The organism is Oceanobacillus sp. FSL K6-0127, from assembly GCF_037983385.1.
In the GTDB taxonomy this organism is placed as follows: Bacteria; Bacillota; Bacilli; order Bacillales; family Amphibacillaceae; genus Oceanobacillus; species Oceanobacillus profundus.
In genome coordinates, this window is sequence record NZ_CP150287.1 from 4,049,461 (window position 1) to 4,066,071 (window position 16,611).

The 16,611-nt window shown below is 36.7% G+C and carries 15 protein-coding genes and 2 pseudogenes; 4 read left to right on the plus strand and 13 right to left on the minus strand.

Annotated features, from left to right (window positions below):
* Positions 1 to 22: 22 nt before the first annotated feature.
* From MHH64_RS19785 to MHH64_RS19815, 7 genes are all read right to left on the minus strand, one after another.
* Positions 23 to 1,288 (minus strand): TRAP transporter large permease, encoded by a 1,266-nt coding sequence (locus tag MHH64_RS19785; RefSeq protein WP_251660676.1) that lies wholly within the window; start codon positions 1,286 to 1,288, stop codon positions 23 to 25.
* A 21-nt stretch (positions 1,289 to 1,309) separates the two neighbouring features.
* Complete coding sequence (locus MHH64_RS19790) at positions 1,310 to 1,834, minus strand: TRAP transporter small permease (protein WP_303448835.1); 525 nt, start codon at positions 1,832 to 1,834, stop codon at positions 1,310 to 1,312.
* A gap of 69 nt (positions 1,835 to 1,903) precedes the next feature.
* Positions 1,904 to 2,959: a DctP family TRAP transporter solute-binding subunit gene (locus MHH64_RS19795; RefSeq protein WP_303448837.1), complete on the minus strand. Its 1,056-nt coding sequence runs from the start codon at positions 2,957 to 2,959 to the stop codon at positions 1,904 to 1,906.
* Positions 2,943 to 4,139, minus strand: a complete 1,197-nt coding sequence (locus MHH64_RS19800) for an iron-containing alcohol dehydrogenase (protein ID WP_251660682.1) — start codon at positions 4,137 to 4,139, stop codon at positions 2,943 to 2,945. Before MHH64_RS19800 ends, MHH64_RS19795 begins: the two co-directional genes overlap by 17 nt.
* Before the next feature lie 138 nt (positions 4,140 to 4,277).
* Complete coding sequence (locus MHH64_RS19805; RefSeq protein ID WP_187393191.1) at positions 4,278 to 5,222, minus strand: U32 family peptidase; 945 nt, start codon at positions 5,220 to 5,222, stop codon at positions 4,278 to 4,280.
* 96 nt (positions 5,223 to 5,318) lie between these two features.
* Entirely contained in the window at positions 5,319 to 6,785 is a 1,467-nt protein-coding gene (gucD, locus tag MHH64_RS19810; RefSeq protein ID WP_095308349.1) for an alpha-ketoglutaric semialdehyde dehydrogenase GucD, read from the minus strand.
* Positions 6,786 to 7,279: 494 nt separating this feature from the next.
* Positions 7,280 to 7,681 carry a hypothetical protein gene (locus MHH64_RS19815; RefSeq protein WP_095308348.1) on the minus strand — a complete coding sequence of 134 codons (402 nt, stop codon included), beginning with the start codon at positions 7,679 to 7,681 and terminating at the stop codon, positions 7,280 to 7,282.
* A 374-nt stretch (positions 7,682 to 8,055) separates the two neighbouring features.
* Here MHH64_RS19815 and MHH64_RS19820 point away from each other — a divergent pair, with 374 nt between their 5' ends.
* A complete protein-coding gene (locus tag MHH64_RS19820) occupies positions 8,056 to 8,436 on the plus strand; it encodes a hypothetical protein (RefSeq protein WP_095308346.1) in 381 nt (126 codons plus the stop codon).
* A gap of 392 nt (positions 8,437 to 8,828) precedes the next feature.
* Here the strand turns inward: MHH64_RS19820 and MHH64_RS19825 are convergent, their stop codons facing one another.
* Positions 8,829 to 8,933, minus strand: coding sequence for a putative holin-like toxin (locus MHH64_RS19825; protein WP_222863058.1), 105 nt, complete (start codon positions 8,931 to 8,933; stop codon positions 8,829 to 8,831).
* Positions 8,934 to 9,235: 302 nt separating this feature from the next.
* On the opposite strand from MHH64_RS19825, the pseudogene MHH64_RS19830 reads away from it, so the two are divergent.
* Positions 9,236 to 9,519: pseudogene (locus MHH64_RS19830) on the plus strand (YeeE/YedE thiosulfate transporter family protein); the annotation flags it as partial.
* Between the two features lie 47 nt (positions 9,520 to 9,566).
* Here the strand turns inward: MHH64_RS19830 and MHH64_RS19835 are convergent.
* On the minus strand, positions 9,567 to 9,725 hold the full coding sequence (locus MHH64_RS19835) for an arginase family protein (RefSeq protein WP_316246675.1): 159 nt from the start codon (positions 9,723 to 9,725) through the stop codon (positions 9,567 to 9,569).
* 1 nt (position 9,726) lies between these two features.
* On the opposite strand from MHH64_RS19835, the pseudogene MHH64_RS19840 reads away from it, so the two are divergent.
* Positions 9,727 to 9,849: pseudogene (locus MHH64_RS19840) on the plus strand (hypothetical protein); the annotation flags it as partial.
* Positions 9,850 to 9,974: 125 nt separating this feature from the next.
* On the opposite strand, the gene MHH64_RS19845 reads toward MHH64_RS19840, so the two are convergent.
* Positions 9,975 to 10,148, minus strand: a complete 174-nt coding sequence (locus tag MHH64_RS19845; protein ID WP_168927303.1) for a hypothetical protein — start codon at positions 10,146 to 10,148, stop codon at positions 9,975 to 9,977.
* 239 nt (positions 10,149 to 10,387) lie between these two features.
* Between MHH64_RS19845 and MHH64_RS19850 the strand changes: the two genes are divergently transcribed.
* Positions 10,388 to 11,836 (plus strand): DEAD/DEAH box helicase, encoded by a 1,449-nt coding sequence (locus MHH64_RS19850; RefSeq protein WP_340002293.1) that lies wholly within the window; start codon positions 10,388 to 10,390, stop codon positions 11,834 to 11,836.
* Between the two features lie 105 nt (positions 11,837 to 11,941).
* Here MHH64_RS19850 and MHH64_RS19855 read toward each other — a convergent pair whose 3' ends face one another.
* From MHH64_RS19855 to MHH64_RS19865, 3 genes are all read right to left on the minus strand, one after another.
* A complete protein-coding gene (locus tag MHH64_RS19855) occupies positions 11,942 to 13,381 on the minus strand; it encodes a M14 family zinc carboxypeptidase (RefSeq protein WP_340003294.1) in 1,440 nt (479 codons plus the stop codon).
* 1,044 nt (positions 13,382 to 14,425) lie between these two features.
* Entirely contained in the window at positions 14,426 to 15,799 is a 1,374-nt protein-coding gene (locus MHH64_RS19860) for a HAMP domain-containing sensor histidine kinase (RefSeq protein WP_339316232.1), read from the minus strand.
* A gap of 61 nt (positions 15,800 to 15,860) precedes the next feature.
* Positions 15,861 to 16,574: a response regulator transcription factor gene (locus MHH64_RS19865; protein ID WP_340002294.1), complete on the minus strand. Its 714-nt coding sequence runs from the start codon at positions 16,572 to 16,574 to the stop codon at positions 15,861 to 15,863.
* Between the last annotated feature and the right edge of the window lie 37 nt (positions 16,575 to 16,611).

Here is a 16,611-nt window from a genome sequence, read left to right on the forward strand (position 1 = left end):
TCTCCTCTAACTTACCTTACTATTATTCAGAAAGAAGTAATAAACTTATCTCTGGTATTATTATAAGTATAACCAAATTTAATAGCATCAGTAAAATAAATGGAATAATACTTTTTATCAGCTGATTAAACTGGATATTAGCTAATGATTTCGCGACAAACAAGTTCACACCTAAAGGTGGGGTAAGCAATCCGATAGCCAAGTTAAAAATCATTAATACACCAAAGTGAATAAGATTAATATCATAAGTATTTAGTAACGGTAGTAAAATCGGAACGATTAAAATGATTGCTGCATTTGTTTCCATAAATGTCCCGACAACTAGTAATACTAGAGTTATAATAAATAAGAATACTAAAGGACTTTCCGTAACAGATGACAATGCACCTGCAATTTTCGATGGAATTTGTTCAACAGTAATTAACCAACTCATTAGGTTTGCTGTTGCTACAATGAATAATACCATTGCTGACAATGTTCCCGCTTCAACAAAAACACTTTTTAACTCAGATATTTTCATCGTACGATAGATAAATAAAGAAACGATTAAACCATAAATACATGCAACAGCACCTGATTCCGTAGGAGTGAACCAACCTAAATAGATTCCACCAAGTATGATAAGTGGCATTAATAAACCAAGGATAGAACTTTTAAGACTCTGAAAGAATTTTTTAATACTTGTTTTTTCTGAACCCTTATATCCTTTTCTCTTAGAAATGATAAAACAATAGATAATTAAAGTTAATCCCATTAGAAGTCCAGGTAATACTCCTGCAATAAATAAGTCTCCCACACTTGCATTTGCAGAGATTCCAAATGTAATAAAAGGGATACTAGGTGGTATAATAATACCAATTGTTCCACTAGCTGCAATTAGTGCGATTGAGAACTTCTTATCATACCCTTCTTTAATCATAGCAGGTACTAAGATACTTCCAATCGCAACTACTGTTGCTGGAGCAGAACCAGATATGGCTGCAAAGAACATACTAGAAATAACTGCAATAATCGCAAACCCGCCGGTAATGGACCCGACAATACTTGCAGCTAAATCAACCAAGCGTTTTGATATACCACCAATCTCCATAATTTTCCCTGCAATCATAAATAAAGGAATAGCCATTAAAGAAAAGACGTCTAATCCTGTAATCATTCTTTGTACCGCTACAAAAAGATCTAAATCCCCCAAGTACAGTACTAAAATGGACGCTAACCCCACAGCGATAGCAAGAGGTACGTTTAATAATAAAAGACCTATTAATGATGAGAATAGCAATGCTGCCATCTCTCTCCCCCCCTTCGATTATTAAGAAACCTTCTGATCTAAATTATTTGTATTTTCAATAGTTTTTCCATAGAAAATATCATTAACAAACAAAATTATATATCGTATTAACATTAAAATAGACCCTACAACGATGGAGAAATAAACAGTATACATTGGAATTTGCATTGCAGGAGAGGTTTGCCCCGTTTGCATTAGATTATTAACGAAAGGAATACCCGCAAAAATGACAATAAGGCAATAAATAGAAGAAACAATATAACTTATTGCCCGTAACACTTTGTTAGCTTTCTCATTGAAATAGACTACTAAAACGTCTAGCGTAATATGTGCTCCCTTTTTCACCCCATAACTTACTGCGATAAACGTTGCCCAGATCATTAAATATCGAGACAATTCTTCAGACCATCTTAATTGGGCATCAAAAAAGTAACGACTAATAAAACTAGCAAAAACAGCCATTAACATCGAGAATAATAGAATAAATATCAAATTCTCCTCAACCTTAGTTAAATTTTTATCTGTCTGGTTTAATAGTTTTTTCACATGATTCACTCCTTTAGCAAAAGTAAGAACAATAAAAAAGGATAACTTCTTTATTGTTCTATTTTTTTGTTAGTTTGACTCTACTTCAGCAATAGCATCTTGTAATTCTTGATATATGTCTTCCCCAATTTTAGGGATATAATAATCTACAACTGGTTCCGCTAATCTCTTGAATTCTTCTACCTGCTCATCCGTTAATTCTAGCACTTCTACACCTTGCTCTTTAATGTAGTCAATACCCGCTGCTTCTTGATCTCTGTTCATTTGCCGTTGAATATCACTCCAGTTCTTCGTTTCCTCTACTAGAATAGTTTGTATATCTTCTGGCAGACTGCTGAAATAAGCGTCATTTACAATAAATGCGTACACTCCATTTACGTGAGAAGTTAGAGATATATATTTTGTTACTTCATAGAAACGCATTCCCTCGATTAGGGAGAAAGGGTTTTCATATCCATCAATAACATCTTGTTGTAAAGAACTATATAATTCTGGAAACGCAATTGGAGTCGGACTACCACCAAATGCTTCAATCATATCCATATGTGCTGGATTTTCTTGTGTTCTAATTTTTAATCCTTTAACATCATCTGGAGTTTCGATTGGATGAGAGTTGTTTGCCATATGGCGAATTCCGTTTTCTCCCCAAGCTAGACCTCTAATCCCTGTTTCTTCTAACATTGAATCAAACAAACTATCCCCAAATGGACCATCTAGAACAGCATCTGCAACCTCTTGACTATCTAAAATATAAGGCAAGTCAAGAATCATCATTTTTTCAAAGAATCCAGAGAATGGTGCAGTAGACAAAACTGCCATTTCAATCGATCCCATTTGTACACCTTCTAGTTGCTCCCGTTCACCACCTAACTGGCTATTAGGATATGTTTCAATAATAATTTTGCCTTCGCTTCGATCTTCAACTGCTTTTTTAAATTCTTGTAAAGAGTTTTCTAACCTGTCATCTGTTGCAGCAGATGAGTGAGCAACACGAATGGTGAATGTTTCACCATTTCCGTCTGCACTATTATTATCCCCTCCAGAGGCACCGCTAGAAGCATTTCCACAAGCAGCTAACAATAATACTAATACGATGATTCCGCATAACTTACACAAAGCTTTCATGTTTAACATCCCTTTCATTTAAGATTCCGTCATAAGAATTCTTAATAATTTTTTCTACATCTTTTGCAGTAGTTAATCTAGGATTAACCAACACATTTCCACTTCTCATAGAGTCTTTGACAAGTTTATCTAATTGCGAAATATCTACACCTAATTCCTTTGTATTATTAGGGATATCGTATGAGTGATTCCATTCCGCAATAGTATCAATTACTTTATCCGCAATAATTTCTTTAGAGTCATTAGCAGTATCAATCCCCATCGCTATAGCAATATCTACCATTTGATCCAAACATGCTGGTGCATTAAATTTGAGAATAAAAGGCAATAGTGTTGCATTTGCGATGCCATGTGGTATATCGAATAGCCCTCCAAAAGATTGAGAGATAGCATGTACATTCCCCAATCTAGTTTGCGAGAATGCTAAGCCTGCCAACATTGATGCCTCTAACATATTTTCTCTACTTTCTCTATCTGTACCGTAGAAATAAGCTTTGGATAGATTTACAGATATTAAAGAAATAGCATGAAGAGCAACAGAACCACTAATTGGATTATTTTCCTTTGAAATATAAGATTCAATGGCATGTGTTAAAGCATCCATACCTGTCGCAGCTGTAATGGATGGAGGACATTTCATTGTAAGTGAAGCATCCAAGATTGCTAAATCAGGGAAAATTTTTTCGCTAATGATAGCAGCTTTAAATAATGTATTTTCATCCGTAATCACTGTAGAAGCTGTTACTTCACTACCAGTTCCTGACGTGGTAGGGATAGCAACGGTGTAAATTGGCTCATTTACAAGTTTCCCTACCCCTTCGTAATCAAGGATATCTCCTTTATTCGTAGCCATTACACCAAGTGCCTTCGCCGTATCAATGGAACTTCCTCCACCGAACCCAATCACCGCATCAAAGGAATGATTGGACAAAACTTCTGCACCTTTTCTTACTGTTGATGTTTTTGGATTCGGCTCTACTTCATCAAATATTTCATAATGAATATTATTCTCTTCTAAAGACTGTAGAGAAGAACTTAATAATCCTGCAGTAGTAATCCCTTTATCCGTAACAATCAGTACGGAATATTTATTTTCATACTTTAATATTTCTCCTATTCTACTTGCACTATTTAATTCAAAGATAACCTTTGTAGGCATATAATAAGTATAATTATACAAACTTTATTCCTCCTCGATTACGATCTTCTAAAATGCCTCAAGCTCCATTTTGAGGCAATCACAATAAATTGTAAGCACTTTCATTTGTTCCACCGACCCATTATCTATTTATAGAATAATAGAGAATCGGTTCTTAGTTTAACTTTTAGTTTGAATAACCTTCGCTACTCCTAATCCTTCAGCTCCTAATTTGGATGTTTTTGCTTCAGGATAATAGCGTTCAATCATTTGTAGACCTAATGCAGCACGGTGCACTCTTTCTTTTACTAAAGATACATTTGTACTTTCCCATTGTTTTCCAGATGGGTAAACATCAGGGTGGTTTCTTAATCCGAACTTAATATATAATGGGGACAACACACGAATAATTTCAGGAATTTCATAATACCTTAGAAAACCACCAAAGTTATCTGGGACTTCAACATATAAATCAATTGGAATATCAATTGATTGTCGAATAGCAGCAAGTTTAGGTAAAGTTAGCGCTGTTGGAACATTATAAGTATCCGCACCAAGATCTTGCATGAGTTTTACCGATACAGGATTACCTGCACCAATTTGTACCGACGCTTTTATGATAAAGTTATTCGGTAATTGACCTTCTTTTTTCATTTCCTTCGTTAATAGCAATAATCCTTCGTCTGCTACTAATGCTCCGCGGAGCCCTAAGCTAGCTCCTCTTTTTAAATCTTCCATAGCATATATTAGTTGGTCAACACCTTCGTGACGTAACCCCATCGCCTTCCCACTAGAAGTAAAAGGTTGTGCACTAATATCCCAAGTACCACGTGGACCTACGAATAAACTTAATTCCATTCCTCTTTCTGCCGTTAACTCACACATTTCTTTAATTTCATCATCCGTTAACAACATAATACCGCTACCTTGGGAAATGCGGTGAATTTCTAGTCCGTATCGATCAATCTCTTTTAAGGTTTCTCTCAGCGCTACCGGACCTTCCGTGCTAGGTAATTCGATTCTATATTGTGCACCATCTGGAAAACGTTTCGGTGATGTCGGTAATTTCCTTAAATCACTAGAAGGGTAACCGAGTTTTTCCAGTAATTCTTGAGATTGTTTCATAATCACACTCCTCCATTCGGTTACGTGTCTTTCCCAGAGATAAGGGGATAAAAGAAGACACCAATATCCCCTGTCCCCGGAGAACTAAGCTCAAATTTAACCTTTAACAAATACAGTCTTGATTTCTGTGTAGAACTCTTTTGCCGCTTCGCCTTGTTCTCTAGAACCAGTACTTGTTGCCTTCATTCCACCAAATGGAGCCTGCAACTCTACACCAGCACTTTCCGCGTTGATTCGAACAAGTCCAGCTTCAATTTCATCTACAAATTCCAGGAAAGATCCGATATTTGTTGTAAAAATAGAAGCACTTAATCCGCATTCAGTATCATTTGCTTGAGTAATCGCATCTTCTAGATCTGTTGCCTTAAATAATGCGATAACTGGTCCAAATATTTCTTCTTTTGCAATTCTCATATCGGCATCAACATCTCCAAAAATAGTTGGTGTAACGAAGAATCCATTACTATATTCTCCATCTGTCAGAACTTCCCCACCAGCAAGTAGAGTTGCTCCTTCTTCCCTTCCAATTTCTAGATATTCTTTAACAGTGTTAAATTGTTGTTCATGCGCACATGGTCCCATCCAAACGTCTTCCCCTAGTGCGTTACCAACTTTGATTTCTTCCGTCTCTTGAATAAGTTTCTCTACGAATTGATTATAGATGCCTTCTTCTACAATGACTCGACTAGTTGCGGTACACTTTTGTCCAGTAGAACGGAATGCCCCACTTATTACTGCCTCGACCGCAACGTTAAGATCAGCATCCTTTGTAACGATAACTGGGTTTTTCCCACCCATCTCTAGTTGGAACTTAATACCACGTTCTGAAGCAGATCTCGCAACTACTTTTCCAATGGTATCCGAACCAGTGAAGGTAATTGCTTGAATTTTTGAATGATCAATAAGGTTTTGTCCAACAACTGATCCAGATCCAGTCACAAAGTTAAGTACACCTGCTGGTAAACCAGCTTCCGCCAAGCATTCTACAACTTTAGCTGCAGTTACTGCCGCTTCTGTAGCAGGTTTAAATACGACTGTGTTTCCATATATTAGTGCAGGTGCAATTTTCCAAATTGGAATTGCAACCGGAAAATTCCACGGAGTGATAATCCCAACAACTCCCACTGGTACACGCTTCGTATATAATAGCGCATCTTTATCTGTCGAAGGAATCATGTCTCCATCTTTTCTCATTCCTTCACTAGCATAATAGCGAAGAATTGCTACACCACGAGCCGTTTCTCCTTTCGACTCAGGAAGAGTTTTCCCCATCTCTCTTGCCATCGTCTCAGCTATTTCATCTAATCTACCTTCTAGGATATTTGCAGCTTTATATAAATATTGAGAACGTTCCACTTTTCCAATCTTTCGCCAAGATTTCCTAGCTTGGACAGCTGCTTCTACAGCCATATCTAAATCCTGCTTATCTGATTTTTGAACATATCCAACAACCTCATGTTTATTTGATGGATTCATACTCTTTAATGTTTCATTTGAAGAAGATTCTTCCCATTTGTTATTGATTAAATTTTTAAATGTCCTTTCGGTAGTAACCGTTTCCATTTTACTTCCTCCTTTTAGAATTGTTCCTAGATTCTTACTTAGAATCAAAAGGCTTAATTAAGTAATTTAAGTTTTGGTTTATTATAATAAACCACATTCTTTATAATAAACTTTTATGTTTTAGAGACTATCATATTTCATGAATTGTTGCAATACTTTATTTAGATTTAATTTACCAATAAATTAAAAAAGCCTTACAGTCAACATTTCGTTAAACTGTAGGGCTTTTAATTAGTTTATTCTAGAATTTAAACTATGCATAGAATCAAATAAAAAAGTGTTTTTAAGATCCTCTCAACTAATAAATATTCAATAGACTTTTAAGTAACCCAAAGAAAAGCTATCCACCTTATTACCAATCTCATAAAATGAATAACTGCCATAAGCCCGCCAAGTACCGCATGAACTGAATAGGAATAGTGCAATAAATAAGAAAGTAAATTCAAGTGGTTCTGTAATACCAGTTAAAACCGCTGTTAATGCAACAGGTACAATTAGTCCCCAATTGTCTTTTTACGTTTTTCTGGTTTACTTGCTAGAATAATAGCAATTGCAATACCTAGTGATCCAAACACTTTTGTATTCCCATACATCATAAATCCAGCTCTTGGAAATAGAGTCGTCATAGACTCAGAGGAAGCAGCAATGTTCCCTAAGTTGGTAAACCAGTTTGTGAGAAGTCCCTCATTAACTGCAGCAGGAACATATACAAATGGTTGCCACATAAAGTGATGTAAGCCAGTTGAACCATCTTGAACCCTTCCATCCATTTCATCTGGTTCCTCAACAATTTGTTGGATGATCGTTATCGTTTCATTCGCCTCCTCCAAAGATTCACTCATGGATTCATTTACAAGCGTTAAGCTAGATGATTCTTCTTGTATTCCAGCCGACATTTGCTGTACAGCATCAAGAATATGCTGACTGGACTCATGTATCGTTGTATTATCGGTACTAAAGTGGTTGATATTATTTTCTAATATATCCGTTCCTTTTTCAATGGCATGGCTTTGGTATTAGACATCTATTTCACTCCTTCTTGGAATCTGTTGATGAAAAACCTTTGTTGTAGTACAACACAAGAATACCTAGAAGCAAGGTCACTGGATTAAAAAATAAAAAAGGCTATTCTCAAAATAATTCTGACCTTTTTAAGCTTGGAACTTCATATATGCTAAATTTAAAACAGACAGTTCACCAATCTCGATGTTTAGAATAAAACCAATTTGTAAATACTAGTTTCAAAGAACAAAAGAAAGGTGGAATTAATATGCCCCGAATTTCCATGGTGCCCTTCGATAATTTAGTGAGGATATACAGTGAAACTCCTCATAAGAATGATATGGAAGCAATGAAACACCTTGAAATTGCTTTTGAGAAAGGTATGATAGAAGTTTTAAAAGAGATTGCTTACACTGAACTCTTAAAGTATGAAAATAGAACTGATAATCTAAACTATAGTGACAATGCATATACAGAATTGGACGATTCATTAAACAATGCCCTAGAGCAATGCAGTACCAAAGAACAAGAAGATGCATTTTTTAATCTTGAATCAGCGCTCAACCGAATAACCGTACTTGAATCTGAAAAACATTTTATTGGCGGTTTTATTACAGGATACAAATTTTTAAAGGAGATTGGACAATAGGGCTATTATTTTAAGATAAAAATCGTTGCATGGTGGAGTGACAGGTAACTAATTATGTTACAGTTGCGTTAATGGATTCAGTCATTCATCATGAATACATCTTGAGCTTTACTAAGAACAGTTATCGCAGTAACAGAGTATCAAATCAACAATCTAAATGTTTTCCTTAAATTCAACAATAATATTGACCTTCACAAATCGATTATAGAATTATTGCATATGGGTAATGTATTCATGTATAATAAGTTAAGAAGCAATATAGAATAAAATAGACTGAGTGCTACTAACGCTCAGCCAAAGCAACTACATGCCGCATGAAGAGCGGCTGACCAGAATAGTTGGTTAAGTTTTAAAAAGTAACCTATCCTAAACTTTGATCGGGCGAAGGACGGTTACTTTTTTCTTGTTTCTTTGACGATCTGCACAACTAGTGCTAGCACATTTACTAGAACTATACTCGATGTCAGTGCAATGATGATTGCTTCATATGCCGTCATTTTATACCACCTCCCCTCATGGAAGATGGTCAACCGTCCATCCGCTTTATGTGGTTGCTACAACTCTATTTATAGCAATATTCTTAAACAATATCTATCGAATCTATTGAAAGGAATTCGTTCTCTTATTTTTTTAACATCAAATACGACTTATCCATTCTTCTTTCAACCTGCTCCCATCAATGCATAGAAATCCTGTATCCTTGCCGTGCTGTATAACCAAGTTCAGTGGAAATTTGATTTGCGCCTTTTATAATTTCGTGAAGGATTTGTTTTGCCTTTTCTTCTTTATAATCTGTTAAATGAACTTTGGAATTATCTTGGGTGCCTTCATTGCTGCACAAGGTAACTTTAAGCCCAAAAAACTAAAAGCAGGTCCTGCAGGTGCCGCTATTGTCGGTGGGTTATTAATGGGGTATGGCTCACGCCTTGCCTTTGGCTGTAATATGGGTACATACTTTGAAGGTATTGCATCCTTTAGCTTGCACGGCTGGGTATGGATGGTCATGGCAATGCATCGCATAGGAGTTGCTTTTTTATCAGACTGTTATTTAGGCTGAATAATCCGAAAAAACCTCATCCATAGTGGGCGAGGTTTTTTCTAAAGAGATACAAAGACTCCATATCTATCAATCAAATATATTCATACCTCGGTTTATTTTTTATAATATGTCCCATAAAATTCAACATAGTCATTGCTGCAATTCGTGCTGTTGCTCCGGTTGGATCATATTGAGGGGCAACTTCCACAAAATCAAAACAGATAACATTCCCTTTATCAGCAATCCCCACTAGGATATCGTTTAAAATGATCTTGAAAAAAACCTTTGCGCTTAAGGCTTTGTACCATGCTGAGGTTGCTTCAGGCGGGAAATATCAGGATGCATACCGGGAACTTGACTTGCCCAATAGGTAAGTCATTTTTTATTTATAAAATTATAAAAATCTAAGTGATTCCTAAAAGCAATAGCAGTCTGATCCCAGAAACTGTAAAAAAGCAAAAGTACCGTTTATATATAAACGGTACTTTTTAAATTAGCATTAACTTCCCATTTTACGGCGCGTCATACTCGGTTTCTTCGCTAGTTGGCTTTGCATATGCTTTGCTCCACCTTTGCCGTTTTTGGTGTTTGTATTGTTTGCTTGCGCTTGTTTCTTTCGTTCCAGTTGCTGTTGTACAATCTCTCTGGTACTAAGCTTTTTTTCGTTGGACATGTATTGTCTCCTCTTCTTTCGTCATATTCTTATTATAGTCTATTTTTGTTACATATAGCTATCTATATTTTACACCGTTTTTAATGCTACCAATCCATAACTTATCACTCAAGCGACAGGAACCGGATGTCAATCACATGAGACGAGAGAACCCCTCCCCTTGTTTCATGATATACTGGTCTTTAAGCAATACTAAGAACGGAAATACAAGAAAAAAATAACAAAAAAGAGGTTAACAAATGACAGAGATACGTTTTACCGATTATAAACTAAGCGAAGACATCATGACTGCTCTAAAGAGCTTAGGTTACGAAAACCCAACAGAGGTGCAAAGCAAGGTAATTCCAATTGTGTTAGAGGAGAAAGATCTCGTTGCGAAATCACAAACAGGAAGCGGGAAGACAGCTTCTTATGGGATTCCAATCTGTGAGCTAGTCGATTGGATCGAAAATAAGCCACAGGCACTTGTCTTAACCCCAACAAGAGAACTCGCTGTCCAAGTGAAGGATGACTTGACCAATATAGGAAGATTGAAACGGATAAAGGCGACAGCCATTTATGGGAAACAACCGATTGCCATTCAAAAGACCGAATTGAAACAAAAAAACCATGTTGTAGTTGGGACCCCTGGACGTGTATATGATCATATTGAAAGAGGTACACTTGCCCTCGAGAAGATTCGCTATCTTGTCATTGATGAAGCAGACGAAATGTTGAATATGGGATTTATTGAACAAGTAAAAGCGATTATGACTAAGTTACCAAAAGAAAGGGTAACCCTGTTATTCTCGGCTACCTTACCAGAAGCAGTAAAAAGCTTAGCAGTGAAGTATATGAAAGACCCGATTGATATTGAAATAAAAGCTTCCGGACTGACGACCGATAAAATCGAACATTTTCTTTATAACGTTCGTGAACAAGACAAACTCTCCTTGCTAAAAGACATAACGATTGTTGAGAATCCAGATAGCTGCATCATTTTTTGTCGAACAAAAGATAGAGTCGATACGTTGTGTGATGAATTAACCGATTCAGGCTATAGCAGCGATAAAATCCATGGTGGCATGGAACAAGACGATCGTTTAGCAGTCATGAATGATTTTAAAAAGGGAGAATTCCGTTATTTAATTGCGACGGATGTGGCTGCAAGAGGGATTGATATTGAGAATATTACCCATGTCATTAATTATGATATCCCATTAGAAAAAGATAGCTATGTCCACCGAACCGGAAGAACAGCACGAGCAGGCTTGAGCGGCAAAGCGATTACCTTGGTAACTCCATTTGAAGATCGCTTTTTGAATGAAATAGAGGGATATGTTGGTTTTAACATTCCAGTGAAGCATGCACCGACAGTGGAAGACGTTGCAAATAACAAGTCTGCTTTCAAGGAAAAAATGAACAAGCTACCAACCTTGAAAAAGTCTAAAAGTGAGCAACTAAATAAACAAATCATGAAGTTATATTTTAACGGCGGAAAGAAAAAGAAGCTTCGAGCAGTTGATTTCGTTGGCACAATTGCAAAAATAGATGGTATAGCGGTTGAGGATATTGGTATCATTACAATCCAAGATACGGCATCTTTCGTGGAAATATTAAATGGAAAAGGGCCACTTGTTTTGGAATCGATGAAGCATACGAAAATAAAAGGGAAATTGTTGAAAGTTTATGAAGCGAATAAAAGGTAAGAAAGCAGGCCATTCAGGTGCTTACCCCTAAACATACTAATCTTAGTATGTTAGGGGTAAGCACCTGTTTAAAATAACTTTACATAAATGGGTATTCTCGCTAACTTAATCTATTAAATTACTGTCCCATCCTTCAAATAAAAGGCTTGTCTTATGGTAGAGTTTATTTTCCCATCTTTCAAATAAAAGATTGGCGTCACTATTGAGTCTGTTATACGCTTCTTGTTTGATTAGTCCGTTTTCTCGCTGATTATCAAGTAAAACTTTAAATCCATTCAAATGCTTGACCATTTTCTCGCTATTCTCTTGATTTTCATAAATTTCTAGTGCAGCTAAATGGTTATCTACTAAACGAGCATCCCTATCATTCTCAAATTGTTCCTCTTCCGTAAAGCGTACCATAACATCTCTCATGTCAGTTATGTTGTCTGTCCAATACCTAGGTATTTCTGTAAGAAAATCATCGCCATTCAGGTCATCAATAGAACCATCAGCCATGTGAGAAATAATCCCCCATAACCCGTTTTCCACACGATCTACTAGATCTTGATCATAGCCGAACTGGGGTTGTTGACCAGGCATTTCGAAAAGAACAGTTGCCGTTCCATTAAGAGCAAATGCAGATCTAGCTTGTCCAGGAAAATCACGTTCTTGAAAGGCAATATACTGGGCTACACCAGGCTCCTCTTTATCTGAGAATTCCTTTACTCCACGAGCTGCAGCTAACGCATAACGTTTTGATTTATCCTGATCCAGTAATGGATAGTCATCGTATTTTGTACTATCGTCTGGCCCCAAAGGTGGGTAGTCTATAGCAATTGTAACGTCTTCACCTGTTTTATTCATTACTGGGGTCCCCATATGATGCAGATCAACATAAGCTTCTACATGACTAAACTCATCTTGCAACTCCACGTAAAGATCTCTCAATAGTTGAGATTCCTTCGTTATAAAGAAACCAAAATCATTCGTGTGTCCAGGTAAATCTTCCGCTGCAACTTCATAGTTCAAATCAGCATTAAAATCACGATTAATATCAAAGCCACCATTTCTCTCATTATAATACCAAGCTGGTGCAGCACCCTCTAGATGTGGGTATGCAGAAACAACTTCGTCCCACGGAAAGATATTTTGTCTTTGCGGTATCTCGAGACCATCAACATTATATCGTGGAATAGCCACTATAGTAATCTCATTACGAACAGATTGAGCGAAGGAGCTATCGCTAGTCCCAAGGTATTCTAGTATTTCCACAAGTGCCTCGCCACCACTTTTTTCATTTCCATGTATGCTACCAGTGATTAGTAACACTTGATCACCAGTACCAACACGCACAGACATTACTTCATTTCCTTGCGTGGAATAACCGGCGACATCCGTCTCAACTTTTCCATCACTAGCCTCCACAATTTCGCTTAGTTTTACAAGAAATTCTTCGTTGGTCATCCAATCTCTTTCAGATTCAGCTGATATCTCAGCCACTGGAAGCAGCATTATCAATAAGACAATTACAAAAAACATGAATTTCTTCCAACTTTTTTTCATAATAGGCACTATAATACCCTCCTCTTAATATCAATTTACCTTTTCACGTTGTTCCTGATAGTAACAGAAATAGTAGTTTTATCACGAATCCCTATAATTTTTCCTAAAAATCCCTCCCTTCATCTTTACTCCTCTATATATTTGTTTCATAATTAAAACTATTCTTTCTACTTATCACGATTTCCTTCTAGTAAATCAAAAATGAATCTAATCTACTCCTTCGTTTTTTAAAATCGAGTCCTTATCACTAGCAATTATTCATAAATTAGGTTTAATGGTCCTCTATGTAAGGACTAGGTCTCGCCAAAAAACAAATCATTTTCTTCCTCTTATCATGTCCTCCTAAGAAGACGATGGAGATTTAACTTTTTGCTGGCTTCTTAATTGAACCCTTCGAAGTCTTCTGTGTCTGATAACTATCGTAAATAACATGAAAGATTTCTCTCAGGTCTTTTAGCCAGTAATTGGCGGGTTGAGTCTCGAATAGTTTAATGGCTGCCGGCTGATTTTCTGATGAGCAGACGACAATAAAGTAATCCTGATCCACCCCGCCTAGAAATTGTTTCAACAAATCATAACTATCTTCTGGACTACTTACTGAACGACTCTTGTACGGAATACTTGATTCTTTCATTCATCTTAGGCTTTAACGATGTACACGTTTTGCTAGTGTCCGTTTCGTTTCCTTTCCGTCTACCTCACATGCAACAATTCAAGTTGTTCTACAATTAATGCATACTTTTTCATTTACTTTTCCGCCTCAAATTAAAATATGCCCTATTACCAACAATAGGAATTAGGGCTATATAGTTGATTCATAATATATATTTAATAACATATTTGAAAATTAAGACTGGATTAATTATATATCACTCTTGAGGTATTCGGGGAGAGGCACTCCAAACAATTTACCAGTTAAAACCTCTTATATAATTAGAGAGCACACCTATGGTAGTGTGAAACTTTTATATAGGAGGTTTTTTGTTTGGTTCATTATCGAAAGATTTTGGACTTACATCATGACAACTGTTGCTTGGAAAGACGTTAAAACGATATCTTGATAGTTGTCCCTTTTCCAACTTGGCCCGCAAGCTCAACTTCCCCTCCATGAGCTACTATAATATCCCGAGCAATTGCCATTCCAAGGCCGGTTCCTCGTATATTTACAGTATTTGTACCACGATAATAGCGGTCAAAAACTTGGGTCTGCTCTTCAGGGGAAATACCTTTTCCATTATCGTGTATGGTAATAGCGTCTTCTGTAACATTTACAAAAACTTCTACATTTTCATCATTGTGAATGAATGCATTATACATAAAGTTGAGCAAAGCGCGTTTCATTAAATGCTGGTCTATTTTCCAGCTTAGTTCGCTATTTTCACTATGGAAATGAATTTGCGACGAGCCAAATTGAGGGTCATTTAGTAAATCAATGACCATTTCTCGAACAAAGCCTTCCATATTTGTGTTCTGTCTTTGAAGCGGCATTTCTTGGTTCCTGAGTCGCATGGTAAGATTGAAGTCATCTAGTAATTCCTTCATATAAAGAGACTTTCGCTCGATTACCTCTGCATACTTTAGGCGTTCATGTGACGAAACATTGTCGTCGCTTAAGAGTTCTGCATAACCACGAATGGAAGCGAGTGGAGTTTTGATGTCATGCGAGACATTACGAATCCAATCATTTCGCATTTTTTCTAATTTATTGCGTTCTTTTGATTGTTCTTGCAATGTCGCCGAAACATTATTTAGATTTGCAAAAACTGGTTTGTATATACCCGGGCGTTTTGGTTTTTCTGTGTGGAATTGTCGTTCCTTTAGTGCATTAATTCGTTCAATAATGCGATTTATGGGTCTTGTTAAAATAGTACTGAACAATAGGCCAATGACTGCCGCAATAATTAAATCGACGATGATAATGACTCCAAAAAACCGGGAAGCATACATCATGATTGCGGCTGGATTCAGCATAAATACTTCACGTTTTTCATTGGAATCTGGCACACCAATTAAGTAACTATACCCTTCATACTCGCCTATAAAGTACGTATGCAATTCATCGTCCATATACTTATATTTGTGTATAAGCTCCATGGGGGTGTAATTTGTCGCGACATGATCTGGAGTTTGATAGGACGAAATCACATTTCCATTGTCATCTAAGATTTGCAGCCAGGCACCAAATCCTTCTAAGGCAGTCTCTCCTTCTTCTGTCACATATGGTTGATTATCCTCTAATTTTAGGTATTGGCTGAATGTGCGAGTGAAATTTTCACCAGAACTGTTTTCTGAATCACCTGTATTCTGGGATGCTTGATAAATAAGCAGTCCAAATAAGATTATAGTGTTTACAATAATGACAATAAATACGATGCTTAAAATGGATATTAAATAACGAGCGGTTAGCTTCCATTTCATTTTCTATCACCTGTCCTTAAAAAGGAAAGTCTATATTTATGCACAAATCCATAACTTAAGTTTAATTATGTGGCACGAATCGATAACCTAGTCCCTTTACCGTCAAAATATAGGAAGGATCAGACGGATTGTCTTCAATTTTTTCCCGAAGCCTGCGAATGTGCACCATTAATGTATTATCAGCACCATAAAAGTCTTCTCCCCATACATTTAGAAATAAGGTTTCTTTGCTGAGGATTTGGTTCGGATTCCGCATAAATGATGCCATTAATCCAACTTCTTTAGCGGTTAACTCAAGTATTTGACCGTCCTTTTTTACCTCCGTTTCATCTGAATTGATTTCAAAAGGACCGACGTTTGTCGCCTTAGCTGCTGTTGTCTTTGGAGTTGCCTCTATCGTATAGACACCTGCACGCCTAAGTTGTGCCTTCACGCGATAGGCCATCTCCTTTGGACTAAAAGGCTTCGTAATATAATCGTCTCCACCGATTGCCAGACCTAATATTTTATCCACTTCATCGGACTTAGCAGACAAGAAGAGAATAGGGATACGTGAAACTTCTCTTATTCTTTTACACAAATCATAACCTTCTCCATCAGGAAGCATAACATCTAATATTACTAGGTTTGGTTGGAAAGCTTGAAATCTTTTCCATCCTTCTTCTATCGTGCCTGCCAAATTGATTTCAGAAAACCCTTCCTTTGTTAAGCTTGTTTTTATTAATTGGCATAAGTCTTGTTCATCGTCAACAATGAGAATCCGTGGTCTTTCCATGTTTATCACCTTTTCATACTTGTTATTATCATCTAAT

What these genes read in the sequence shown, in the direction of transcription:
- MHH64_RS19785 (WP_251660676.1), bottom strand. Translation starts at nt 1,288, where the DNA reads ATGGCAGCATTGCTATTCTCATCATTAATAGGTCTTTTATTATTAAAC.
- MHH64_RS19795 (WP_303448837.1), bottom strand. Translation starts at nt 2,959, where the DNA reads ATGAAAGCTTTGTGTAAGTTATGCGGAATCATCGTATTAGTATTATTG.
- MHH64_RS19805 (WP_187393191.1), bottom strand. Translation starts at nt 5,222, where the DNA reads ATGAAACAATCTCAAGAATTACTGGAAAAACTCGGTTACCCTTCTAGT.
- gucD (WP_095308349.1), bottom strand. Translation starts at nt 6,785, where the DNA reads ATGGAAACGGTTACTACCGAAAGGACATTTAAAAATTTAATCAATAAC.
- MHH64_RS19815 (WP_095308348.1), bottom strand. Translation starts at nt 7,681, where the DNA reads ATGTCGGCTGGAATACAAGAAGAATCATCTAGCTTAACGCTTGTAAAT.
- MHH64_RS19820 (WP_095308346.1), top strand. Translation starts at nt 8,056, where the DNA reads ATGCCCCGAATTTCCATGGTGCCCTTCGATAATTTAGTGAGGATATAC.
- MHH64_RS19825 (WP_222863058.1), bottom strand. Translation starts at nt 8,933, where the DNA reads ATGACGGCATATGAAGCAATCATCATTGCACTGACATCGAGTATAGTT.
- MHH64_RS19845 (WP_168927303.1), bottom strand. Translation starts at nt 10,148, where the DNA reads ATGTCCAACGAAAAAAAGCTTAGTACCAGAGAGATTGTACAACAGCAA.
- MHH64_RS19850 (WP_340002293.1), top strand. Translation starts at nt 10,388, where the DNA reads ATGACAGAGATACGTTTTACCGATTATAAACTAAGCGAAGACATCATG.
- MHH64_RS19855 (WP_340003294.1), bottom strand. Translation starts at nt 13,381, where the DNA reads ATGAAAAAAAGTTGGAAGAAATTCATGTTTTTTGTAATTGTCTTATTG.
- MHH64_RS19860 (WP_339316232.1), bottom strand. Translation starts at nt 15,799, where the DNA reads ATGAAATGGAAGCTAACCGCTCGTTATTTAATATCCATTTTAAGCATC.
- MHH64_RS19865 (WP_340002294.1), bottom strand. Translation starts at nt 16,574, where the DNA reads ATGGAAAGACCACGGATTCTCATTGTTGACGATGAACAAGACTTATGC.